The sequence below is a fragment of the Streptosporangium sp. G11 genome (assembly GCF_051192615.1).
GTDB lineage: Bacteria > Actinomycetota > Actinomycetes > Streptosporangiales > Streptosporangiaceae > Streptosporangium.
Map to the genome: position 1 here is coordinate 51,884 of NZ_JBPJUQ010000013.1, position 22,607 is coordinate 74,490.

Sequence of the window (22,607 nt, forward strand, 5' to 3'; positions counted from 1 at the left end):
AGACGTGGCACTCATCGATCCGGCAGAACAGATCAACGAGCTTACCGGGACGCTGAACAGCATCCAGGACGTGCTCGACCTTGGCGCGATGCGCAAGCAGATCGAGGAGCTGGAGGATCAGGTCGCCGCGCCCGACCTGTGGAACGACCAGGATCGCGCGCAGAAGGTCACCAGCAGGCTCTCCACCCTCCAGGGCGAGGTCAACAGGATCGAGTCGCTGTCGCGGCGGCTGGACGACCTCTCCGTCCTGTACGAGCTGGCCGCCTCCGAGGAGGACGACGACACGCGGGAGGAGGCCGACCGCGAGCTGGAGTCCCTGAAGAGCGACATCGGCGCCCTGGAGGTCCGCACCCTCCTGTCCGGCGAGTACGACGCCCGCGAGGCGGTCGTCACGATCCAGTCACAGGCGGGTGGCGTGGACGCCGCCGACTGGGCCCAGATGCTTCAGCGGATGTACCTGCGGTGGGCCGAGCGCAAGGGCTACCCGACCGACGTCTACGAGACCTCCTACGCGGAGGAGGCGGGCATCAAGTCGACGACCTTCACGGTCAAGGCCCCCTACGCGTACGGCACGCTCCGCGGCGAGCACGGCACCCACCGCCTGGTCCGCATCAGCCCGTTCGACAACCAGGGCCGCAGGCAGACCTCCTTCGCGGGCGTCGACGTGGTCCCGGTCGTCGAGACGACCGACCACATCGACATCAACGAGGACGACCTGCGCGTCGACGTCTACCGCTCCTCGGGCCCCGGCGGCCAGGGCGTCAACACGACCGACTCCGCGGTCCGCCTGACCCACCTGCCCACGGGCATCGTGGTCTCCTGCCAGAACGAGCGCTCGCAGCTGCAGAACAAGGCGACCGCGATGGCGGTCCTGCAGGCCAAGCTGCTGGAGCGCAAGCGTCAGGAGGAGAAGGCGGCGCTGAACGAGATCCGGGGCGAGTCGACCACGTCGTGGGGCACCCAGATCCGTAACTACGTGCTCCACCCGTACCAGATCGTCAAGGACCTGCGCACGGGCGCCGAGGAGGGCAACCCGAGCGGGGTGCTCGACGGCGACCTGGACGGCTTCATCGAGGCCGAGATCCGCTGGACCCGCCGCCAGGAGTCGGGCGTCGACGAGTAGGCGGCCTTCTCCCGCGTTCCTCACCGCGGCCTCCCGCGCGCTACCGCGGGCCTCGCTCACGGGCGCCTGCGGCGCCCGTGAGGCGGTTCCGGCCGCTCCCCCGGCAAAGAGCCCCGGGGGAGCCGGTCAGGCGCCGCTGAGGTGCTTCAGGGCGAGGGTGAGGAAGAAGAGCGCGATCAGTGCCAGCGAGACGAGTGCGGGGGTCATGTTCCCGAAGGCGTTCTGGTGCATCCGCTCGCGGTACGCGCGGCAGCGGGGGCAGCGGCCTTCGGCCACGGGGTGAGCGCACCCCGCGCAGACCAGGTCTTCACAGCTCATGACGTCCTCCCTCTTCGAGGTCAGAACCACTTTATGCGGTCGTTACCGGGCGCCGAATCGTTTTGTTTCCGTTATGGGCTTTCCATGCCAGTCTTCCCCCTAGACTGGGCTCCGGCCAACCGGAACGTCGATCAAGAGTAAAAGACCGGCGCCCCCCGGCCGGCGAGAGGCGGAAGTGGCCCTCTGTCACTCCTGCGACCGTCCTAACCCCTAGACTGGCATGCCGTGATGCGCCCGTGATCCATTTTGATAATGTCACCAAGGTCTACGCGAACCAGAACCGGCCCGCGCTGGACCACGTCAGCGTCGATGTCGACAAGGGCGAGTTCGTGTTCCTCGTCGGCCCCTCGGGGTCCGGGAAGTCGACCTTTCTCCGGCTGGTCCTGAAGGAGGAGCGCCCCAACTCGGGCGCGATCCACGTGGCCGGCAAGGACCTCGCCCGACTGTCCAACTTCAAGATCCCGCACCTGCGCCGCCGGATCGGATGTGTCTTCCAGGACTTCCGGCTGCTCCCGAACAAGAACGTGTACGAAAATGTCGCGTTCGCTCTGGAGGTCATCGGCAAGCCCCGGCGTTTCATCCGTAAGGTGGTCCCAGAGGTCGTCGAGCTGGTCGGCCTTGAGGGCAAGGCGCACCGGATGCCCGACGAGTTGTCCGGTGGCGAGCAGCAGCGGGTCGCGATGGCCCGGGCGTTCGTCAACCGGCCGATGATCCTGCTGGCCGACGAGCCGACCGGAAACATCGACCCCGCGACAAGCATCGGCATCATGAAGGTGCTCGACCGGATCAACCGGACCGGCACCACGGTCGTCATGGCCACGCACGACGCGGCCATCGTCGACTCCATGCGCAAGCGGGTAGTGGAACTGGAGGACGGCAAGATCGTCCGTGACCAGTCGCGAGGCGTGTACGGCCAGGCGTACTGACACCAGGACCGGATAGAGCGACAGGAAGAGCATGCGGGCAAACTTCATCTTCTCCGAGGTCTGGATCGGCCTCCGCCGCAACCTCACGATGACCATCGCGGTCATCGTGACCGTGGCGATCGGCATGGCGCTGCTGGGCGTGGGTCTCATGATCAACTCTCAGATCTCCAGCATGAAGGACTTCTGGGCGGACAAGGTCGAGGTCTCGGTCTTCCTGTGCAAGAAGAACGATCCCTTCCCGCAGTGCAAGGGCAGCGGCGGCGTCAACGCCCAGGAGCAGGCCGAGCTGAAGTCGACCATCGAGGCCATGCCCCAGGTGGAGGCGGTCGCCGTGGAGAACGCGGCCGAGGCCTACAAGAACTTCCGGGCCCAGAACGCCAACAACACCGTGCTGCTCTCGGCCATCCAGGTCGAGGACATGCCGGAGTCGCTGCGGGTCAAGCTCAAGGACCCCGAGGCCTACGGGCCGGTGATCGAGGCGGTCAAGGGCGCCCCCGGGGTCTCCAACGTGGTCAACCAGAAGGAGCTCCTGGAGACGTTCTTCGGGCTGCTGGAGAAGCTCCGCTGGGCGGCCCTGGTGGTGGCGATCATCCTGGTCTTCGCGGCCACGCTCCTGATCGGCAACACCGTCAGGCTCTCGGCGTACAACCGCAGGCGTGAGACCGGCATCATGCGGCTGGTGGGTGCCTCCAACCTCTACATCCAGCTCCCGTTCGTGATGGAGGGCGTCATCGCCGGCCTGATCGGCGGTGTGGTGGCCGCGATGCTGCTGATCGTCAGCAAGGTCTTCCTCTTCGACGGGGTGCAGATCTACCTCTCTCCCAACAGCCAGCTGTCCTGGGAGACGGTCGCCTCGGTGATCAGTGTCACCATGATCTTCGGCGTGCTCATCTGTGTGCTGGCGTCCTTCGTGACGCTCCGCCGCTACCTGCGTGTGTGACGATCCCGTGACCCCGTCCGCTGTGAGCGTCCCCCGAGCGCGGTACGCCCGCGCGCCGATCCAGGCCCCGCCCGCGCTCGCGGGCGCGGTCCGTGCCCCCGGTCACCGGTAGGCTCCAGGCATGCCACGTGAGACCGGGCGGAAGGTAATCGCTCAGAACAAGCGTGCCTGGCACGACTACCACATCGAGGACACCTACGAGGCTGGTCTCGTGCTCCAGGGCACGGAGGTCAAGTCGCTGCGGCTCGGCCGTGCCTCCCTCCTCGACGGGTACGCCGTCATCAAGGACGGCGAGGCCTGGCTGATCAACGTCCACATCCCCGAATACACCATGGGGACCTGGACCAACCACGCCGCGCGCCGAACCCGCAAGCTCCTGCTTCACCGCAAGGAGATCGAGAAACTGGTCTCCAAGACCAAGGAGGGCGGCCTGACCCTGGTGCCGCTCGCAATTTACTTCAAGGACGGCAGGGCCAAGATAGAAATCGGCCTCGCCAAGGGAAAGAAAGACTGGGACAAGCGGCAGACGCTGGCCGAGAACCAGGCCAAGCGGGAGATGGCGCGCGCGCTCAGGCACAGGAACAGGTGATCGTGAGGGGCAAGGCCCGGCGAACCGCCGCCGCGGCGCTCGCGCTGGCGGCGACGGCTCCCATGCTGTCCGCGTGCTTCGAGGAGCCCTCGGCCCACGAGGCGGTGCGCGACTTCCTGATCGGCTGGCAGACGGGCGACTACGCCGCCGCGGCCAGGCGCACGGACGGCGACCAGAAGGTGGTCAGCCGGGCGCTGGAGGACGCCAAGCTCCAGCTCGACGCGGCCTCGTTCCGCTTCAACGTCAAGAGCATGCGGCGCGCGGCGGACGAGGTCGAGGCCGACTTCGACGCCGAGGTCGACCTGGGGGAGAACAACCCCCTGTGGGAGTACGAGGGCAAGCTGCCGCTCCACCTGGTCGACGGCCAGTGGAAGGTGCGCTGGTCGCCCAGCGTCCTGCACCCCCAGCTGCGCGAGGGCGAGCGGTTCGCCGTGAAGGTCATCCCCGAGGGCCGCCAGCCGATCCTCGACCGCAACCGCGACCCGCTGCAGGAGAAGGCCGTCCTGCACGTGGCGAGCGTGGTCCCGGCCAACCTGAAGAGCGGCCAGGCGGACGAGCTCTGCGAGAAACTCTCCAAGATCACCGGTTTCCCGCAGGACCGCCTGCTGAGCCGGATCCGCTCCGCGCCGCCCAACCTCCAGGTGCCGCTGGTCACCTTCGGCCGTACGAAGTTCGGGCAGCTGCGCTCCCAGCTGGAGGCGATCCCCGGCATCACCCTCTCCGCGCAGGAGCAGGCGGTCGCCCCCGCCTCGCCCACCCAGATCGTCGGCACCGTCACCGCCGTCACCCCTGAGAGCGAGCAGCAGCTCGGCGGCCCGCAGCGGGCCGGGGACACGGTCGGCAGGGCCGGCCTGCAGAAGGCGTACCAGGAGCATCTGACCGGCTCGACCGACACGCGCGTGATCACCGTCGACCTCAAGACGCTCAAGGTGACCGAGCTCAAGAAGTGGCGGCCCGACCGCTCGACCTCGCCGGTCCAGACCACGCTCGACCGCTCCCACCAGAAGGCGGCCGACAGCGCGCTGCTGGGCGGGACCCCCGGCATGCTGGTCGCGGTCCAGGCCTCGACCGGTGACGTCCTGGCGGTGTCCAGCACCGAGCAGTACAACCAGGAGCGGCACGCTCTCGCCGGGAGGTTCCCCGCGGGGACCGCCTTCTCGATCATGACCGTCGAGGGCATGCTCAGGGCGAAGATCGACCCCAAGCAGAAGGTGGCCTGCCCGGCCGACAGGTCCGTCGGGGGTGCCGTGTTCCACCAGGAGGGCGTGCCCGCCGGGGGCTCGCCGACCATCCAGGCCAACTTCGCCACCGGCTGCGTGACCGCGCTCGCCGCGCTGGCCCGCAGGATCAACGGCTCGGAGCTGGCGGCCGACGCCGCGAAGTTCGGCATCGGGGCGCCCTGGACCCTCCCGCTGAGGTCGTTCAGCGGCTCCATGAAGCCGCTGAAGAACGACGCGGCCACGGCCAAGGCCATCACCGGGCAGAACGTCCTGGTCAGCCCGCTGTCCATGGCGCTGGTCGCGGGGGCCGTCGCCTCGGGCACCTGGCGCCCGCCGGTCCTGGTCACCGAACCCCGGACGGCCGACCCCACGACCGACGCCAAGCCGTCCAAGGTGCCCGACCCGGTCAAGCTGGACGACAAGACGGTCGAGACCCTCCGTACCTTCATGCGCAGCGGAGTGACCGCGGGCTCGGCGCGTGCCGCCGCGGCCCTCGGTGACCCCGTCCACGGCATCACCGCCGTCGCCTCGCAGAACCGCAAGCCGCTCGCCTGGTTCGTCGGATGGCAGGGGGACGTGGCCGTCGCCGTGCTGGCGCAGAGCGCGGACGCCACGGCGGGGGCGGCCGTCGCGGGCCGGTTCTTCCAGGGGCTCCACGCCGGTCTGTGACTCCGCGCAATATTCTTTTCACCCTGAGCAACCATGGAGTGTCTTGTTTGCGTCCTTCTAAGTGACCGGGCTCCGCTTGGGGGGTTGCGGACTCGGTCGCTGTGATGAGATCAGGGCTTCATCTCGGGGGAAGCCCTGCCGTCAGGACCGGCTCGACCCTGCCGGTCAGCCCCGGGGACACCCGCGATTCGCGAGTGTCCCCGGGGTTTCGGCGTTCAGGCGTCCGGTGCGACCTGGTGGGGCCCGCTACGGCGCGCCGGAAGGGAATTCGATTCGCGTCAGCCGTGTTGTAAGGGGTATCTTCGGATAGCTCGGCCCCTCGGGGTCGCGTTGAAAACTCAACAGGGGGTGACTGGTTTCGACTTTGGCTTTGCAAGTCAGGTGAAGCGGGTCGAGGACTGCGGACATAACCTCGTTAACACTGTGACCGCGACCAACAAGTGCCAATAAGACGCACTCCGAAGTCAGCCAGGGCAACCTGGCACTCGCCGCCTAAGCAGCGAGTGACTTCTGCCGGCCCGGGAGCGCCTCCGGCCCGGATCCGGCATCGCTAGGAGGCTCAACCGATCGACCCGGCCACGGGGAAGATCGGGAAATTTTACTGTGGCTGAGCCCGTCGGCAACTTGCCTGCGTGATTGCCGGGGCTGAGAAAAGCACAGCAGGCTCCACCCGGAGAAGCCCTGTCTTGAAGTTGAAGGACGCGGGTTCGATTCCCGCCACCTCCACCCCCGTTCCGCATCGAAACCATGCGGAGCAGATCGCCGAAGGGCGGTCGGGTCGGCGCCACCGCCGCCCCGGCCGCCCTTGGTCTTTTCGTGGCCCTGTTCCCGGCGGGCAGGGGCCGCGTCCGAATCCGCCCCGCCCTACGGTTCCAGCTCGCGGAGCCGCTTGGCGATCTCGGTCACGTCGTCCAGCTCTCCCGTGGTGACGGCGATCACGGGGGCTTCGGCGGCGTCCGCGTCGGCGCCGCTCAGCGTCTCGCCGTTCAGCTCCAGGAAGACGACGGCGGAGGTCCGACAGAGCCGCTCGTCCCTGTCGGCCACGGCCGCCCCCGCGGCACCTGGTCGTGATGTCGCCCCGTGGTTCCCGTACGTCTAGACGGTGAGCGCGGCCTCGATGCGCCTGAGGTGGTGCCGGGCCAGGGCCAGGTTGGCGCGGTCGCGGTCGAGCACCAGGTAGAGGAAGGTGTGGCCGGCGCTGTCGGACAGGAGCCTGATGATGTGATACTGCCTGGCCAGCGTGATGAGGATGTCCTCGACGGAGTCGTTGATGTTCAGCGCGGCCAGGGTCCGGACCTTGGCCCGGACGACATCGGTGTTGCCCGCGGCCGCCACCTCCAGGTCGAGTTCGCGGCCTCCGCCGATCGTGCCGAGGCACATGCCGCTTTCGTAGTCGACCAGCGCCGCGCCGACCGCGCCGTCGATCGTCATGGTTTCCTTGAGGGCGGTTTCGATGTTCATGATCTTCTTTCCCGGGTGAGCGGATGCGCCCCGGCGCCTCGCCGGAGGAGGGAACTATCGGGCGTGCAGATGAGGCAGTTTGTGGCTGTCGATACGTAAAGTACACTTATCTACTACCGTTAGTGAAGTGCCATATGGTGTAGTAGCGGATGATCGGCTCATTCGGGGAGATATCCCAAGCTCGTGGTCTGGGGCATGACCTGTCCCGCTTCACGGAGCCATGGGTGTCGTGCCGCGTCCGGCCTCTCCTGGCCCGTCCGGGGTTGTGCGGCGGTCGCGTCCTCTCCCATCTGGGCACCCGCGGAAGAGCTGGGGAGACACCTGGTGGTGAAGGCCGACCCACCTTCCGCACGTGAACGACTCACCCTCCGCGAGCAGAACCAGAGGTGACCTTGTGCTGTCGTCGGCCGTGACCCAGCCGATGCCGCCCCGTGGAGCGGTGGACCGCTCCCTTTCCCGGAACGGGATGACGGTGTGACCGCGGGGAAGCCGGAGGTCCTGGGCGAGATCGGAAAACTCCTGCCCCGGCTCTCGTCCGAGGGATTCTCCGGTGTGCTTCGTGTCGAGGGCGGTCCCGGAGGGACGCTGTGGGTCAGGGACGGTCTCGTGGTGGCCGCCACGACGCCGGTCGCCCCCGGCCCGGAGTCGCTGTTGCTGCGGTCGGGCAGGGTGTCCGAGAAGGACTGGACGGACGCGTACACGACCGGCGCCCCCTCCGACCGGCTGGCCGCCGAACTCGCCGGGCGCGGCGTCATCGGCGAGGCGGCCCTGGAGGCGGTGTGCCTGGCCGCGCTCTTCGACGCGGTGTTCGCCATGGTTCTCTACGGCGTCGAGTCGTGCGTCGCCGAACCGCTGGGTCCCGGTGACCGCCTGCCGCTGCTGCCCGTCCAGCCCGGCGTCGGGCACGAGCGGCTGGCGCGGGAGACCGCGCGCCGCATGGAGCACGTGGAGACCTGGCGGCGGCTGGGGCTGTCCCTGCGCGTCAGGCCCGTGCCCCCGGCCGTCCCCGTTCCCACACTGCTCGGCTCCGACCGCATCCGCCGTGCCGTCCTGGAGCGGGCGACCGGGCGCCGGACGCCGCGCGACATCGCCTTCGTCCTGGGCAAGGGCCTGTTCTCGGTGATGAGCGAGATCGCCAGGATGGTCGAGGAGGGGGTGCTCGACCTCGACGGTCCCCCGGCGGGGGAGGGGGCCTCCGCTCTTGAGCCCGCGGCGGAGGACCCGGACGAGGGCCCGGGTTCCCGGTTGCCGCGCCGCCGTCCGGGCACCAGCAAGATCAATGAGATGCCGGCCGCCACCGGGGGAGGGCCGGTCCCGTCCCGGCCCCTTCTGGCCCTGCGGTCCCCGCGCTCACCCCTGCCTCCACCTCCGCCTCCGCAGGAGCCCGAGGAGGTCGGCCCCGCCGGTGGATGACGGTTTCGACACCCTCGCCCCGGCCCGTACGGGCACCTCCCGGCGTCCGCCCCGCGGGTCGCGCCGGGGTGCGCGGGACGGCGCCCCGCCCGCCGGGCCCGCTCAGACTTCTGAGAAAGCCCCTTCGCGCGGCACCGTGCCGCCTTCCCCCCCCCGGGCCCCGAGCCCGGGGGCGTCTCCACTCTGGAGGTATGTGATGAGCAAGCAAGCGGTGCTCGCCGAGCTGAAGATCCTGCGCGATCAGGTGGTCGGCGTGATGGAGACGGCCGTCGCGTCCGTGGACGGGCTGCTCGTCGCGGCCGACAGCGAGGGGGCGAGGCCCGAGGTGCTGGCGGCCCTGGCCGCCGCCACGCTCGGCCTGGGCAAGCGGACGGGCTACGAGGTGGGCATGGGGGAGCTTCGCGAGGTGGTGACCCGCTGCCGCAGCGGGTACATCGTCGTCTACGCCGTCCGCCAGGAGGCGCTGCTCGTCGTGCTCGCCGACGAGGGGCTGGACGTCTCCCGGTTGCACGTGGAGTCCCGGCCCACGGTCGAGCGGCTGGGCGTGATACTCGCCGGAGCCTGACCGGGACTCCACCCGCGACCGGATCCCGGTCGCGACCGGGATCCCATCCGCGATCGGAATCCCGCCCGCGACCGGATCCCATCCGTGGATGGGACCCCGCCCGCGACCGGGACCCGGTCGTTCAGGACACGTCGACCCAGTCGAGGGTGCGCTCGACCGCCTTCTTCCAGCCCGCGTAGCCGGTGGCCCGCTGCTCCTCCGACCACCGGGGCTCCCAGCGGCGGCCCTCCTGCCAGTTCTGCTTGAGCTCCTCGGTGGACTTCCAGAAGCCGACGGCCAGCCCCGCCGCGTACGCGGCCCCCAGGGCGGTCGTCTCGGCCACGACGGGCCGGGAGACGGGCACGCCGAGCAGGTCGGCCTGGATCTGCATGCACAGGTCGTTGGCGGTGACGCCGCCGTCGACGCGCAGGACGTCGAGGGTGACGCCGGAGTCCTGCCGCATCGCCTCGACCACGTCGCGGGTCTGGTAGCAGATCGACTCCAGGGTGGCCCGCGCGAGGTGGGCGTTGTTGTTGAAGCGCGACAGGCCGACGATGGCGCCCCGGGCGTCGGAGCGCCAGTACGGGGCGAAGAGGCCGGAGAAGGCGGGGACGAAGTAGATGCCGCCGTTGTCCTCGACCTGCCGGGCGAGCGCCTCGCTCTGTGCCGCCCCCGAGATGATGCCGAGCTGGTCGCGCAGCCACTGCACGGCGGAGCCGGTCACCGCGATGGAGCCCTCCAGCGCGTACACCGGCGGCTCCTCGCCGAAGCGGTAGCAGACGGTGGTGAGCAGGCCGTTCTGGGACCGCACCAGCTCGGTGCCGGTGTTGAGCAGCAGGAAGTTGCCGGTGCCGTAGGTGTTCTTGGCCTCGCCGACGCCGAAGCAGACCTGCCCGACGGTGGCGGCCTGCTGGTCGCCGAGGTCGCCGGAGAGCGGGACCGCCCCCTTCAGCGGGCCGTCCGCCCGGGTGGTGCCGTACAGGCCGGGGTGGGAGGAGGGGGCGATGGAGGGCAGCATCCGGCGGGGGACGCCGAAGAACGACAGCAGCTCGTCGTCCCAGTCGAGGGTCTCCAGGTTCATCAGCATCGTGCGGCTGGCGTTGGTCGGGTCGGTGACGTGCACGCCGCCGTCGGTGCCGCCGGTCAGGTTCCACAGCAGCCACGAGTCGGTGTTGCCGAAGACGGCCTCCCCCGCCTCGGCCGCCTCGCGCACCCCCTCGACGTTCTCCAGGATCCACTGGATCTTGCCGCCGGAGAAGTATGTCGCCGGGGGGAGACCCGCCTTGCGGCGGATGATGTCGCCCCTGCCGTCGCGGTCCAGGGCGGAGGCGATCCGGTCGGTGCGGGTGTCCTGCCAGACGATCGCGTTGTGGTACGGACGCCCGGTGGTCCGGTTCCAGACCACGGTGGTCTCGCGCTGGTTGGTGACGCCGAGCGCGGCCAGGTCGGAGGCGGCGAGACCCGCTTTGTTCATCGCCGTCTCGATCACCGCCCTCGTGCGCTCCCAGATCTCCGTGGGGTTGTGCTCGACCCATCCGGCCTGCGGCAGGATCTGCTCGTGTTCGAGCTGGTGGCGGGCGATCTCGTTGCCGCCATGGTCGAAGATCATGAAACGGGTGCTCGTCGTTCCCTGGTCGATCGCTCCGACGAAGTCAGGCATGGATGGTGCCTCCTCTGTGAGACTCTCCGGGAGATCTGCCGCTCTCCCCGTGACGGTTCCCGGCCGCGGTGGTCGTCCCGCTCCCGTTCAGGCGGTGCCGGCCCCCTCGTCGGACGGCACCCGCCCGACCTCGGGCGGGGCGTCCTCGGGGGGAAGGAACCTGGCCACCAGGACCTGATACAGGAACGCCCCGATCAGAGCCCCGATGACGGGCGCCACGATCGGCACCCAGAAGTAGAGCTGGCCGTACTGATCCTGCCAGGCGGTCTCGTACCCGGTCAGGTACGAGGCGAGCCGGGGCCCGAAGTCGCGGGCGGGGTTGATGGCGTACCCGGCGTTGGTGCCCCAGGCCATGCCGATGGCCACGACGACCAGGCCGACCACGAAGGGGGCCAGGTTGGCCATGGGGGCCGAGTTGCGCACGTCGGAGACGGCGAGGATGAGCAGGAGCAGGATCGCGGTGCCGATCACCTGGTCGCGGAAGGCGCCCCAGGTGCCGATGGGCAGGGTCCCGTTGCCGGGCAGCGTCGAGAAGACGCCCTGGGTCTTGATCGTGAGCCCGGGGTCGGCCTTCTGCAGCACCTCGCTGTAGTTGAAGCGGACGATCAGCGCCGCCACGAACGCGCCCGCGGTCTGTGCCAGGGAGTACGGCAGGACCTTGCGCCAGGAGAAGCCCTTGAAGGCGGCCAGCGCGATGGTGACGGCGGGGTTGAGGTGGGCCCCGCTGGTGCGCGCCGCCACGTAGACGCCCAGGGTCACTCCGAGTCCCCACGCCCACGCGATGCTGTCGTGATCGCCGATCCCGGCCGCCGCGACCTGGGCCACCACCGCCACCCCGAACAAGATCAGAATCATGGTGCCCGCGAATTCGGCAGCCATCTCGCCGACAAGCCCTCGGCTTTTCAGGCGTTCCGCCATCTTTCCCCCTCACGACGCCGCTCGGATGTCCGGACGGTAGGCGCGAATTCAAGGGCAGTCAACGGTAATGTGACGAAATTATTGAATTTTGGTCAACATTATAAGTCGTCAGTAACTTTCCGGAAATATGATCTGACGTCCTCACGTACGACGTGTCCACCGGGTAAAAGCCCGGTCACTGTCTGGAATATCCGCGTCCGGGGGCTTTTTCTGCATGACCACGCGCTGCCGCGGAGAGCCGCTCCGGCGGGAACCTTTGCCGGGCGTGGAGGTCAACCTGCAGGTCAGAGGGGGATGAGAAGCGTATCGTCAGTGCGCTTGGAGGAATTCGATGGGCCGTCTCAGAATGGGCAGGACCGGCGTGGCCGTCGTCGCGACGGGGGCCGTGCTGGCCGGATGCGGATCGACGGGGTCGGACGAGGGCGACGAACAGAAGGCCAGGGTGGCGGCCTCGGCGAAGGCGTCTGCCGCCGCCGCCTCGCAGGCCAACCTCCTCAAGGCCAAGCTGCAGGCCGCGGCCAAGGTCAAGGCCAACGAACTCGGGCAGGTGCCCGTCCTCATGTACCACCGGGTGGTCGACAAGCCCTCCACCCAGGACGACCGCACCCCCAAGCAGTTCCGCGCCGAGCTTGAGCGGCTGGCCAAGGAGGACTACGTCGCGGTCACCGCGGCCGAGTTCGTCACCGGGCGCATGGACATCCCGGCGGGCAAGCACCCCGTCGTGCTCACCTTCGACGACTCCTCGCCCTCGCAGTTCGAGCTCGACGGGATGGGGCTGCCCATGCCGAACACCGCCGTCGCGATCCTGCAGGATGTGGCCAAGACCTACCCGGGCTTCCGGGGCGTTGGAACGTTCTACGTCACGCGCGACATGTTCGGCAAGGCGACGCCGGAGGAGGGGGCGCAGATGCTCCTCTGGCTCACCGGAAAGGGCTTCGACATCGGCAACCACACCCGCGACCACCTCAACCTGGGCGGCAAGCCGAAGAAGGCGGTCAACGCGGAGGTGGCGGCGGGACACCGGCTCATCACCGGCCTGATCAAGGTGCCGCCGGTCACGCTGGCCCTGCCGTACGGCAACCAGCCCGACACCAAGGAGTGGGGCCGCAGGGGCTCCTCGGGGGACGTCTCCTACGACTACGGCGGCGTGTTCCTCGCTGGTTACACCCCGGCCCTGTCGCCGTTCAACAAGAAGTTCGACCCGCTCGGCATCCCGCGCATCCGCTCGATGGACAAGAAGGGCGACTGCGTCAAGTTCTGCTCCGTGGCCTGGCTCGACTGGCTGAAGGCGAACGCCGACGAGCGCTACACCTCCGACGGCGACGTGAAGACGGTCGCCTTCCCCAAGTTCAAGGCACCCTTCGTGGCCAAGCCCTTCACCGATCGCGTCCTGGCCTACTAGACCCCGCGGCCTCGGCCCGACGGCCACCGTGACCCCGCGGTTCCCCGCGGGGTCACCGGCGTCAGCCGCCGGAGAGCTCTTCGAGGGGAACGACCACGGTGGTCGTCGTGTGGTCCGGACGCACGATCTCGACCTTCGCGTCCTGGCCGGGCTTGAGCTGCGCGAGGAGCGCCGACAGCTCCTGGGTCGACGGCGTGGGCGTGCCGTTGACCGAGACGATCAGGTCTCCGGCCGTGAGTCCCGCCCTCTCCGCGCCGCTGTTCCTCTGCACCCGTACGACGCTGACGCCCGCGGGCCGCCCGTTCATGTCGATCACGGTCCGCACGACGACGCCGAGCGCGGCCCTGCGGGTGTTGGTGACCCTGCCGTCCCTGATGATCTGGGTGGCGACGTCCTTGGCGGTGTTGGCCGGGATCGCGAAGCCGATGCCCGGGGCCTGGGCGTTGCCGAGTTCGGGGTTGACGGCGGTCAGGGTCGGCACGCCGACGACCTCGCCCCTGAGGTTGACCAGGGCGCCCCCGCTGTTGCCCGGGTTGATGGGCGCGGAGGTCTGGATGGCTCCGCTGATCGTCGCGCCCGGCGAGCCCTCGCCCTCGGGCTCGGTGACCGTGCGGCCCAGAGCCGAGATGATCCCCTCGGTGACGCTGCCCGACAGGCCCAGCGGGTTTCCCATGGCCATCACGATCTCGCCGACCCGCAACGTGGAGGAGTCGCCGAAGACGGCGGGTTTCAGCCCGGTCGGGTCGTCCACCTTGATCACCGCCAGGTCGCCCAGCTCGAACGCGTCGATCAGCCTCGCCGTCCGCGGGGTGCCGCCGTTGGCGAGCGTGACCTCGAAACGCCTGGAGCTCCCGACCACGTGGGCGTTGGTGATGATGTGCCCGGCGGTGTCGTACACGATCCCCGAGCCGAGGCCGCTGTCGGTGGTGATCTGCACGATGGACGGCAGCACCCTGGTGATGGTCTGCTCGTAGGCGGCCTCCAGGGCGTCAGGGACGTACGTGGGCGCGGGGGAGCCCCTCGGGGAGGCTCCGGCGGAGGTGGTCACCGACGCGCCGGGTGTGGGGGCGCCGGGTGAGCCGATCGTCCCGGATGTTTGCAGTTCCAGGCCCTGACCGCAGCCCGCGAGCGTTATGACGGCGGCCGCCAGTAGCGCGGCGCCTGTCTTTGATCCCCCCATACGGAGGTATTTGCCCAGCTCAGGAAGGAAGATACGTCTTGCGAAGGTCGCTACGGCTGAGCTTACCCGTGGGGGTGCGCGGCAGCGGGTCGCGGTACTCGATCACCCGGGGGTGCTTGAGGCGTGCCAGCCGGGAGGCGCAGTGGGCCAGCAGCTCGCCGGTGAGGGCCGCGCCAGGGGTGGCGCCCGCTGCGGGCTGGACCAGCGCGACGACGCGCTGGCCCCACTCCGGGTCGGGTACGCCGATCACGGCCACGTCCGCCACCGAGGGGTGTTCCTGGAGCACGGCCTCGATCTCGGCCGGGTAGATGTTGACCCCGCCGGAGATGATCAGGTCGGTGCGCCGGTCGCAGAGGAACAGGTAGCCGTCCTCGTCCAGGTAGCCGATGTCGCCGGGCGTGTAGAGGGGGCCGCGCATCGTGGAGGCGGTCTTGGAGGGGGCGCGGTGGTACTCGAAGTGGTTGATGCCGCCGATGTAGACCATCCCGGGCTCGCCGGGCGGGAGCTCCGCGCCGTCGTCGCCGAGGATCGTGAACCTCAGGCCCTCGATCGCCCGGCCGACCGTGCCCGGCCGCTCCAGCCACTCCGCCGAGGAGACCATCGTGGCCACGGCGGCCTCGGTCGAGCCGTAGTACTCCCACAGCACGGGGCCGAGCCATTCGATCATCGCCTGCTTGGTGGCGGGAGGGCAGGGCGCGGCGCCGTGATAGAGATGCGTCAATGACGATAAATCGTGCTTTGTCCTGATTGAGGCCGGCAGGGCCAGCAGCCGGTGGAACATGGTCGGCACCATGAACGCGTTGGTCACCCCGTGCCGCTCGACCAGCTCCAGCGTCTCCTGGGCGTCGAACCGCTCGGTCACCACGACGGCGTGCCCGAACTGCAGGGCCATCATCGCCTGCCCGTACGGCGCCGAGTGGTAGAGCTGTGACAGCAGCAGGTGCACCCCGTCGGGCGGCAGCCCGAAGTGCCGCCAGCCCTTGCGCATCAGGATCGGGTAGAGGTCCTCGGGGCTCAGCTCGATCAGCCGCCGCCGCACGCCCTTGGGCCTGCCGGTGGTCCCCGAGGTGTAGAGCATCATCGACCCGACCCTGCGCCCCTCGGGCGGTGTGGCCGGCCGTCCCTCGGCGAGCGCGCCGGTCTCCACGAAGCCGCCCGGCACCGCGTGCCCGTACCGCTCGGAGCTCACCACCGCCCGCGCCGCGCAGTCGGTGACGATGTAGCCGATCTCCTCGGCCGTGTAGTGCCAGTTGACCGGGACGTGATAGGCGCCGATCTGGTACGTCGCCAGCATCATCGTGATCGCGTCGACCCCGTTGGGTAGGACCGTCACGACGGTGTCGCCGGGCCGGGTGCCGCGCGCGAGAAGGCCGTGCGAGACCTGGTTGGCCCGCTCGTGCAGCTCACCGTAGGTCACCGTCGCGGCCGCGTCCGCGACGACGGCGGCGCGTCCGGGGTCGGCCGCCGCGATCTCGTAGAAGCCCCTTGTAGCCGTCATGGCGCGACCATACAGAACGACATTCTGTTCATGGAAGGGGAAAGACGGTTACCTGGGCTGATGCACACCTCGTGGCCGAAGCGTAATAAACGACGATGCGTCGAATCTTTCCGGGGTGGCATAACCTGACGCGTATGGCGGACGTCGGCGGCAACTCCTCCGGGCGCTCTCACGAGAGATACATCCCCTCATACGAGGCGCCCACGGCTCCAATACCCGCCATCCCCGCCGAAGACGGTTCGATCATCAGCCCCCGGGTGCCCCGGAGGTTCCCCATCGGCGACGGCGAGGAGACCGCTCTGGTCTCCCGGCCTCCTGGATCGTTCCCTCGCTCCCTGTCCTCGCCGGGCACGACGTCCGGCGACCGGCACGACGGGCCGGAGGCCGACGCCGACCAGGTGCGCGAGTCGGGCGGGCTCGGGACGATCCCGGTCAGGCAGGTGGGCGGTTCCGCGGGCCCCTGGCGTCCCGACCGGACCGGAATGCCCGGCCGGCCGGGTGCGCGGCCTCCGGCGAGCGGCGGGCAGGGCGCGGCGGCCGGGTGGCCCGGCGCGGCGCAGCGGCCCGGCGTGTTCGCGGAGCCCGGCGTCCAGGACCGGCCCGGCGGCGCGCAGGACGGCCCCGGGGCGAAGAAGTCCGGTGGCCTGCTGATGCGCATCGGCGACATCCCCATCCGGGTCGCCTACAGCCTGGGTGCCGCCGCCCTCACCGGCGTCATCGTGGCCCTGATCTTCGTTCTGTTCTCCGGTGACGAGCCCGGTGACCCGGCCGGGGTCGGCCGGGCCGTGGTGCCCACCGCGAAGCCCTCGCCGACCGCCTCGCCGATCACGCTGCCCGCCCTGCCGGGCGCGACCGCGCTGCAGGTCCTGCCGGGCAGGCCGAGCGTGGTGCTGGGCGCGGTGACCGACACGAGGTCCGCGCTGACCTACGTCAGCCTGGGCGCGCCGTGGGAGACCAAGGCCGTGCCGTCGTTCTCCGTCGGCCAGCAGGTCGGCGCGGCCCGGCTGCCGCGCACGGTCATCGCCTCGGGGCCGCTTCCCGGCGCCACCCCGGCCAAGGCGCTCAAGAGCGACGCCGACTACCGCAGGGCGGCGCTGAACGCGGTGAGGTGGACGATCCGCAACCACCACCCCGCGGGCGCCAAGGTCGCCTGGACCGCCTCGCAGCGGCCCGCCGGCGGCGGCAAGGGGTGGACGCTCGCCTACCGGGTCACCTACGAGGTCAAGGGCAAGAAGCACGTCTCGCAGGCGGCGCTCGCCGTGATCGACGTCGGCCGCCGCAAGCCCTCCGTGCTCTTCGTGACCGTGCCCGACGCGCGCAAGCGACTCTGGGCCGACATCGCTCCCCTGATGGCGAGCGTCCGCGCCCTCTGACGTTCGCCCGCTTCCCGCCCGTCCCCGAGAGGCGGGGTCTCCCGGGGGCGCTCGCGGGGCGAGGCGGGGTCCCCGGAGATCAGGGCTCGCGCGTTGTGATGGAAGTACCTTCTAGAATATGGTTCTGGCATTGAATCCTGTCTGGAGGCTGTCATGGCGATCGGGTTGAGCGAGGAGCACGAGGCGCTCCGGGAGTCGGTGACCGGGTGGGCGGAGCGCAACATCCCGTCCGAGGTCGTGCGCGCCGCCATCGCGGCGGAGGGTGAGGAGCGCCCCGGCTTCTGGGCAGGGCTGGCCGACCAGGGCCTGCTCGGCCTGCACATCCCCGAGGAGCACGGCGGCAGCGGCTACGGCCTGCTGGAGACCGCCGTCGCCGTCGAGGCCCTCGGCGAGCGCGTCGCCCCCGGCCCGTACGTCCCCACGGTGCTCGCCAGCGCCGTGATCCTCGCCTCCGACGGCAAGGCCCACGCCGAGCTCCTGCCCCGCCTCGCCGACGGCACGCTGACCGGCGCGGTCGCGCTGGGCGCCTCGATCACCGGCACCCGGGGCGAGGACGGCACCCTGACGATCGGCGGCACCGCCGAGCTGGTCCTGGGTGGCGCGTCGGCCGACCTCCTGGTGCTCCCGGTGAGCACCGACCGCGGCGAGGAGTGGGTCGCGGTGGACGCCTCCACGGCGACCGTGACCCCGGCCCCGGCGCTCGACGTCACCCGGGGAGTGGCCAAGGTCGAGCTGGACGCGGCCACCGTACCGGCGGGGCGCGTCCTCGACGGGCTGCAGGGTCCGGAGGTCCTGAACCTGGCCGCGATCGTGCTCGGCGCGGAGGCCGCGGGCGTCGCGTCGTGGTGCGTGACCGCCGCCGCCGAGTACGCCAAGGTGCGCGTGCAGTTCGGCCGCCCGATCGGGCAGTTCCAGGGCGTCAAGCACAAGGCCTCCCGGATGCTCGTCGCCCTGGAGCAGGCCCGCGCGACCGTCTGGGACGCCGCCCGCGCCACCGTGAAGGCCGGCGAGGCCGCCGAGGTGTCGGCCGACGAGCTCGCCTACGCCGCCGCGATCGCGGGCGTGGTCGCCCCCGACGCGGCCGTGCTCTGCGCCAAGGACGCCATCCAGATCTTCGGTGGCATCGGCTACACCTACGAGCACGACGCCCACCTGTACTACCGCCGTGCGCTGACCCTGCGCGCCCTGCTGGGCTCCTCGGGAGAGTGGGCCGAGTCGGTCGCGGAGCTGGCCCTGAACGGCGTGAGCCGGGAGCTGGAGATCGAGCTGCCCGAGGAGGCCGCCGAGCTGCGCGAGGGCATCCGGGCCGAGATCGCCGGGTTCGCCGCGCTGGAGGGCAAGGAGCAGAAGCGGGCTCTGGCGAGCGCCGGATACGTCATGCCGCACCTGGCCAGGCCCTGGGGCCGCGACGCCAAGCCGCTTGAGCAGGTCCTCATCTTCCAGGAGCTCAAGGCGGCCAAGGTCAGGCTGCCCCAGATGATCATCGGCGCCTGGGTGGTGCCGTCGATCGTCACGTACGGCACCCCCGAACAGCAGGAGCGCTTCCTGCCGCCCACGCTGAGCGGCGAGATGATCTGGTGCCAGCTCTTCTCCGAGCCCGGCGCGGGCTCCGACCTGGCGAACGTGCAGATGAAGGCCGAGAAGGTCGAGGGCGGCTGGCGGCTCAACGGCCAGAAGATCTGGACCTCCGTGGCGCACTTCGCCGAGTGGGGCATCTGCATCGCCCGCAACTCCTCCGAGGGTTCCAAGCACGAGGGCATCACCTACTTCCTGGTCGACATGAAGGGCGCCGGCGTCACGGTCAGGCCGCTCACCGAGATGACCGGGGAGAACCTGTTCAACGAGGTCTTCCTCGACGACGTGTTCGTCCCGGACGACCTGGTCGTCGGAGAGGTGGGCCAGGGCTGGAAGGTCGCCAGGAACACGCTGTCCAACGAGCGGGTCTCGCTCTCGTCGGGCTCGGGCGGCACCGGCTCGTCCGTACCCGACCTGCTCGGTCTGGTCGGGCGCCTCGGCAGGGAGCTGACCGCGGCTGAGCGGCAGGAGCTGGCGCGCGTCGTCTGCGAGGGCCACTCGATCGCCGCGCTCGGGCTGCGGGTGACCCTGAAGCAGCTGACCGGCCTGGAGCCCGGTGCCGACGCCTCGGTCCGCAAGCTCCTGTCCACCTCGCACGCCCAGCACGTCTCGGAGTGCGCGGTCTCGCTGCTCGGCTCCTCGGCCGTCACCGCCGCCGACATGAAGCTCGGCGACGCGGGCTACTGGAACCGCGCCGTGCTCTCCACCCGGGCCATGACGATCTACGGCGGCACCACGGAGGTGCAGCTCAACATCATCGGCGAGCGCATGCTCGGCCTGCCCCGCGACCCCGAGCCGGGCAAGTGACCTGACTCCCGTACGTGATCCCGCCCGCCGCTTTCCCGGCGGGCGGGTGCCGCCCGTCAAGACCCACCATGTCCAGGACGGGTTGGGCTTGACCCTTCGGTTAGGCTTCGCGCATGCCAATGCGGTTCCGGCCAGGTGTGGTCGTCCGGAGTGCCGTCGCCGGTGCGATCCCGCTGCGCTGGTTCGGCGCCGTGATCCGCCGGGTCTACCCCCGGCTGGACGCCGAGCTGGCCCGTGCCGAGGAGTTCGCGCCGCGCGGCGGCACCGCCGTCGACGTGGGCGTCTGGTACGGGCCGTGGACCGCGAAGCTGCGGCGGCTCGGCTGCGACGTCGTCTCGATCGAGGCCAACCCCCGCCTGGCCGCCATGCTCGGGCGGACCTTCCCCGACGTCCGGGTGATCGCGGCGGGTGCCTCGGACAGGTCGGGTACGGCGCGGCTGTGGATACCCGGCGGCGGGCGGGGAGCGGAGGCCACGGCCTCGCTCGTCCACGGCGAGGGTGTGCCGGTGGACATCCCGACCGTCACCATCGACGAGCTGGACCTGAGGGACGTCCGGTTCATCAAGGTCGATGTGGAGGGTCACGAGCTCGCCGCCCTGCGCGGCGCCGAGCGGACCGTCCACCGCGACCGCCCCCTCCTGCTGGTCGAGCTGGAGACCCGGCACCAGGACATCGGCCTGGTCGTCGACCAGCTCGCGGAGTGGGGCTACACCGGCTCCGTCCTCACCGGCGGCGCCTGGGTCCCGCTGGACGGCTTCGACCTGGCCGCCCACCAGGAGGCGGCGGTCGGCGAGGTGGAGCGGAGCTTCATCTCCCGTCTTCTCAAGCCCGGCGGCGAGTACGTGAACATGGTGCTGTTCCGCCCCGCCGCCTCGTAGTGCGCACCCCTCGCACTCCCGCCCCGCGCCCGGCCGCGGAGTCCATCCCCGCTCGCCCCCCGGCGGCGGTGTCCTTTCCCGCTCGCCGCCCGGCGGGAAGGTCCGCGAGCCCTCCCGTCCGCCAGGCCGGGTGGCGGCCGGTGTGAACCGCCTCGACCGCGTCCGGCCATGGGCCGCGCGCCTGGCCCCGGCCCTGGTGGGGCTGGTCCTCGGGGTGCTCGCGCTCTGGCCCGCGCTCGGTCCCGGTTTCGTGCTCCGCTACGACATGGTGTTCGTGCCGGACCCGCCGATCTCGCCGGAGAGCGGCGGCTTTCCCCGCGCCGTGCCGAGTGACCTCGTGGTGGCCCTGCTCTCGTCGGTCCTTCCCGGGCAGCTCGTGCAGAAGGCGATCCTGCTGGGGATCTTCGTGCTCGCCGCGACGGGTGCCGCGGCCCTGGTGCCGGGGGAGCGCCGGGTCGCCCGGCTGGTCGCCGCGGCGTTCTACGCCTGGAACGTCTACCTCGCCCAGCGGCTGCTGCTCGGCCAGTGGGCACTGCTGCTCGGGTACGCGGGCCTGCCGTGGGCGGTGCGCGCGGTCACCCGCGAGGGGATCTGGAGGACGGTCCTCGCGCTGCTCCCCGCGGCGATCGGTGGCTTTCAGGCGATGCTCGTCTCGGTGATGGCGATCGTGCCCGTGGCGGGCCGCCGGGCCCCGCGCGCCCTGCTGGTCGCCGCCGTACTGAGCCTGCCGTGGCTGGTCCCGGCGCTGGGCAGCGCCGCCGTCACCGACCCCGCCGGGGTGCGGGCCTTCGCGCCACGGGCGGACGGGCCGCTGGGCACCCTCGGCAGTCTGCTCACCCTCGGGGGCGTGTGGAACTCCGAGGCCGCCGTGCCGGGACAGGAGACCTGGTGGTCGGCCCTGGTCAGGCTGGCGGTGGCCGCGGTGGCGGTGACCGGCTACGCCCTGCTCGCGGGAAGGCGGCCCGCGTACTGGGGTGGGCTGGCGGTCGCGTCGGCGGCGGGGCTGGCGGTGGGGTGTGCCGGGGCCTTCCTGCCGGGGGTGCTGGAGGCGATGGTCGGGCTGTGGCCCGGCTTCGGGCCGCTTCGCGACGGGCAGCTCTACCTCGCCCCCTTCGCCCTGCTGCAGGCGGTCGGCCTGGCCGCGGTGACCGCGCGCCTGTCCCCGGCGGTCCGCCCCGGCATGCTCGTGCTGCCCCTGCTGGTGCTGCCCACCTTCGCGATGGGGGCGTTCGGCCGGCTGGTCGCGGCCGACTACCCGCCGGACTGGTCCAGGGTGCGGAGCATCGTGGACGCCGATCCCGCGCCGGGGGCGCTGCTGACGCTGCCGTGGGGAGGCTACCGGGCGTTCGGCTGGAACGGGGGCCGGGTGGTGCTCGACCCGGCGGTCAAGCTCTTCCAGCGCAGGGTCGTCTGGAACGACGGCCTGCCGGTCGGGCTGGGAGACGGCCGTACGCTCACCCTCGCCACCGAGGATCCGCTGGCGCGCAGGGTCGGGGCGGTCCTCGCGGGGTCCGGCCCCCTGACCGGGTCGCTGGCCGCGGAGGGGATCAGTCACGTGCTGATCCAGAGGCCGAACGAGAACTTGTTCCGTTCCAGGCTTCCCGGCGCACGACTGATCTTCGCTGGTCAGGACCTGCTTCTCTTCCACCTCTGATCCTCTGAGATGCAACTATGCCGTGATTTACCAGCTGGTAACATTATTTATCACATTTTTACCGATTGACTAGCTGAAGACCTGTATCAGGTTCTACTGTCGGGCAGACCGCACGACCACGCGTTGGAGGGAGAACTCGGGTGTTGCGAGTGATTGCCGCTCTGGCGGTAGGGGCAGTGCTGGCGGTCGGAGCCTCGGTAGCCGTCGTGAACGTCGCGGCGCCGACCCCCGAGCCGCCCAACAGGCCGCTCTACAACTACGGCACCAGGTGACGCGTCGGGGCCGCGAGCCGGCCCCGACGCTCACCTGAGCATCCGGCCCCCGGCGCGGGGAGACCCGCTCCGGATCACGTCGACGAGACAGGGCCCGGCAGCCGCATGCGCGAAAACTCCCCGGTACCGCCGTTCTCGCATGTCGGACAGAGACATTCACGCGGAGATGCGTCGCGCAGGGAGATGT

20 protein-coding genes and 1 other RNA gene are annotated in these 22,607 nt (G+C 70.4%); 14 read left to right on the plus strand and 7 right to left on the minus strand.

Annotated features, from left to right (window positions below):
* Positions 1-4: 4 nt before the first annotated feature.
* Positions 5-1,123, plus strand: a complete 1,119-nt coding sequence (prfB, locus tag ACSDR0_RS15535) for a peptide chain release factor 2 (RefSeq protein ID WP_435289501.1) — start codon at positions 5-7, stop codon at positions 1,121-1,123.
* 126 nt (positions 1,124-1,249) lie between these two features.
* Here the strand turns inward: prfB and ACSDR0_RS15540 are convergent, their stop codons facing one another.
* Positions 1,250-1,441 carry a hypothetical protein gene (locus ACSDR0_RS15540; RefSeq protein ID WP_329090592.1) on the minus strand — a complete coding sequence of 64 codons (192 nt, stop codon included), beginning with the start codon at positions 1,439-1,441 and terminating at the stop codon, positions 1,250-1,252.
* Between the two features lie 236 nt (positions 1,442-1,677).
* Between ACSDR0_RS15540 and ftsE the strand changes: the two genes are divergently transcribed.
* The 5 genes from ftsE to ssrA all read left to right on the plus strand — a co-directional run bounded on the left by ftsE (position 1,678) and on the right by ssrA (position 6,514).
* The gene (ftsE, locus tag ACSDR0_RS15545; RefSeq protein WP_012888192.1) at positions 1,678-2,367 is read left to right on the plus strand and encodes a cell division ATP-binding protein FtsE; all 690 of its coding nucleotides are present in this window, start codon (positions 1,678-1,680) and stop codon (positions 2,365-2,367) included.
* Positions 2,368-2,398: 31 nt separating this feature from the next.
* A complete protein-coding gene (gene ftsX / locus ACSDR0_RS15550; protein WP_435289502.1) occupies positions 2,399-3,307 on the plus strand; it encodes a permease-like cell division protein FtsX in 909 nt (302 codons plus the stop codon).
* Between the two features lie 121 nt (positions 3,308-3,428).
* Positions 3,429-3,896: an SsrA-binding protein SmpB gene (gene smpB / locus ACSDR0_RS15555; RefSeq protein ID WP_344745240.1), complete on the plus strand. Its 468-nt coding sequence runs from the start codon at positions 3,429-3,431 to the stop codon at positions 3,894-3,896.
* A 2-nt stretch (positions 3,897-3,898) separates the two neighbouring features.
* The gene (locus tag ACSDR0_RS15560; RefSeq protein ID WP_435289503.1) at positions 3,899-5,785 is read left to right on the plus strand and encodes a penicillin-binding transpeptidase domain-containing protein; all 1,887 of its coding nucleotides are present in this window, start codon (positions 3,899-3,901) and stop codon (positions 5,783-5,785) included.
* A 344-nt stretch (positions 5,786-6,129) separates the two neighbouring features.
* Positions 6,130-6,514, plus strand: a transfer-messenger RNA (tmRNA) gene (ssrA, locus tag ACSDR0_RS15565).
* A 135-nt stretch (positions 6,515-6,649) separates the two neighbouring features.
* Here ssrA and ACSDR0_RS15570 read toward each other — a convergent pair.
* Both ACSDR0_RS15570 and ACSDR0_RS15575 read right to left on the minus strand, forming a co-directional pair.
* Positions 6,650-6,829, minus strand: coding sequence for a hypothetical protein (locus tag ACSDR0_RS15570; protein WP_435289504.1), 180 nt, complete (start codon positions 6,827-6,829; stop codon positions 6,650-6,652).
* Between the two features lie 51 nt (positions 6,830-6,880).
* A complete protein-coding gene (locus ACSDR0_RS15575) occupies positions 6,881-7,249 on the minus strand; it encodes a hypothetical protein (protein ID WP_435289601.1) in 369 nt (122 codons plus the stop codon).
* A 471-nt stretch (positions 7,250-7,720) separates the two neighbouring features.
* Here ACSDR0_RS15575 and ACSDR0_RS15580 point away from each other — a divergent pair, with 471 nt between their 5' ends.
* A complete protein-coding gene (locus tag ACSDR0_RS15580) occupies positions 7,721-8,659 on the plus strand; it encodes a hypothetical protein (RefSeq protein WP_435289505.1) in 939 nt (312 codons plus the stop codon).
* Positions 8,660-8,855: 196 nt separating this feature from the next.
* On the plus strand, positions 8,856-9,224 hold the full coding sequence (locus ACSDR0_RS15585; protein WP_435289506.1) for a roadblock/LC7 domain-containing protein: 369 nt from the start codon (positions 8,856-8,858) through the stop codon (positions 9,222-9,224).
* Positions 9,225-9,345: 121 nt separating this feature from the next.
* On the opposite strand, the gene glpK is transcribed toward ACSDR0_RS15585, so the two are convergent.
* Together glpK and ACSDR0_RS15595 are read right to left on the minus strand one after the other, a co-directional pair.
* Complete coding sequence (glpK, locus tag ACSDR0_RS15590) at positions 9,346-10,863, minus strand: glycerol kinase GlpK (protein WP_435289507.1); 1,518 nt, start codon at positions 10,861-10,863, stop codon at positions 9,346-9,348.
* Between the two features lie 87 nt (positions 10,864-10,950).
* A complete protein-coding gene (locus tag ACSDR0_RS15595) occupies positions 10,951-11,781 on the minus strand; it encodes an MIP/aquaporin family protein (protein ID WP_435289508.1) in 831 nt (276 codons plus the stop codon).
* Positions 11,782-12,112: 331 nt separating this feature from the next.
* Here ACSDR0_RS15595 and ACSDR0_RS15600 point away from each other — a divergent pair, with 331 nt between their 5' ends.
* Complete coding sequence (locus ACSDR0_RS15600) at positions 12,113-13,183, plus strand: polysaccharide deacetylase family protein (RefSeq protein ID WP_435289509.1); 1,071 nt, start codon at positions 12,113-12,115, stop codon at positions 13,181-13,183.
* A 61-nt stretch (positions 13,184-13,244) separates the two neighbouring features.
* Here the strand turns inward: ACSDR0_RS15600 and ACSDR0_RS15605 are convergent, their stop codons facing one another.
* Both ACSDR0_RS15605 and ACSDR0_RS15610 read right to left on the minus strand, forming a co-directional pair.
* The gene (locus tag ACSDR0_RS15605) at positions 13,245-14,363 is read right to left on the minus strand and encodes a S1C family serine protease (RefSeq protein WP_435289510.1); all 1,119 of its coding nucleotides are present in this window, start codon (positions 14,361-14,363) and stop codon (positions 13,245-13,247) included.
* Between the two features lie 19 nt (positions 14,364-14,382).
* The gene (locus ACSDR0_RS15610) at positions 14,383-15,861 is read right to left on the minus strand and encodes an AMP-binding protein (RefSeq protein ID WP_435289511.1); all 1,479 of its coding nucleotides are present in this window, start codon (positions 15,859-15,861) and stop codon (positions 14,383-14,385) included.
* Positions 15,862-15,995: 134 nt separating this feature from the next.
* Here ACSDR0_RS15610 and ACSDR0_RS15615 point away from each other — a divergent pair, with 134 nt between their 5' ends.
* The 5 genes from ACSDR0_RS15615 (at position 15,996) to ACSDR0_RS15635 (ending at position 22,420) form a co-directional block, all read left to right on the plus strand.
* Positions 15,996-17,234 carry a hypothetical protein gene (locus ACSDR0_RS15615; RefSeq protein ID WP_435289512.1) on the plus strand — a complete coding sequence of 413 codons (1,239 nt, stop codon included), beginning with the start codon at positions 15,996-15,998 and terminating at the stop codon, positions 17,232-17,234.
* Positions 17,235-17,387: 153 nt separating this feature from the next.
* The gene (locus ACSDR0_RS15620; protein ID WP_435289513.1) at positions 17,388-19,616 is read left to right on the plus strand and encodes an acyl-CoA dehydrogenase; all 2,229 of its coding nucleotides are present in this window, start codon (positions 17,388-17,390) and stop codon (positions 19,614-19,616) included.
* A 113-nt stretch (positions 19,617-19,729) separates the two neighbouring features.
* Positions 19,730-20,494 carry an FkbM family methyltransferase gene (locus ACSDR0_RS15625; protein ID WP_435289514.1) on the plus strand — a complete coding sequence of 255 codons (765 nt, stop codon included), beginning with the start codon at positions 19,730-19,732 and terminating at the stop codon, positions 20,492-20,494.
* 142 nt (positions 20,495-20,636) lie between these two features.
* Positions 20,637-22,148, plus strand: a complete 1,512-nt coding sequence (locus ACSDR0_RS15630; RefSeq protein ID WP_435289515.1) for a hypothetical protein — start codon at positions 20,637-20,639, stop codon at positions 22,146-22,148.
* A 140-nt stretch (positions 22,149-22,288) separates the two neighbouring features.
* A complete protein-coding gene (locus ACSDR0_RS15635) occupies positions 22,289-22,420 on the plus strand; it encodes a hypothetical protein (protein ID WP_435289516.1) in 132 nt (43 codons plus the stop codon).
* Positions 22,421-22,607 lie beyond the last annotated feature (187 nt).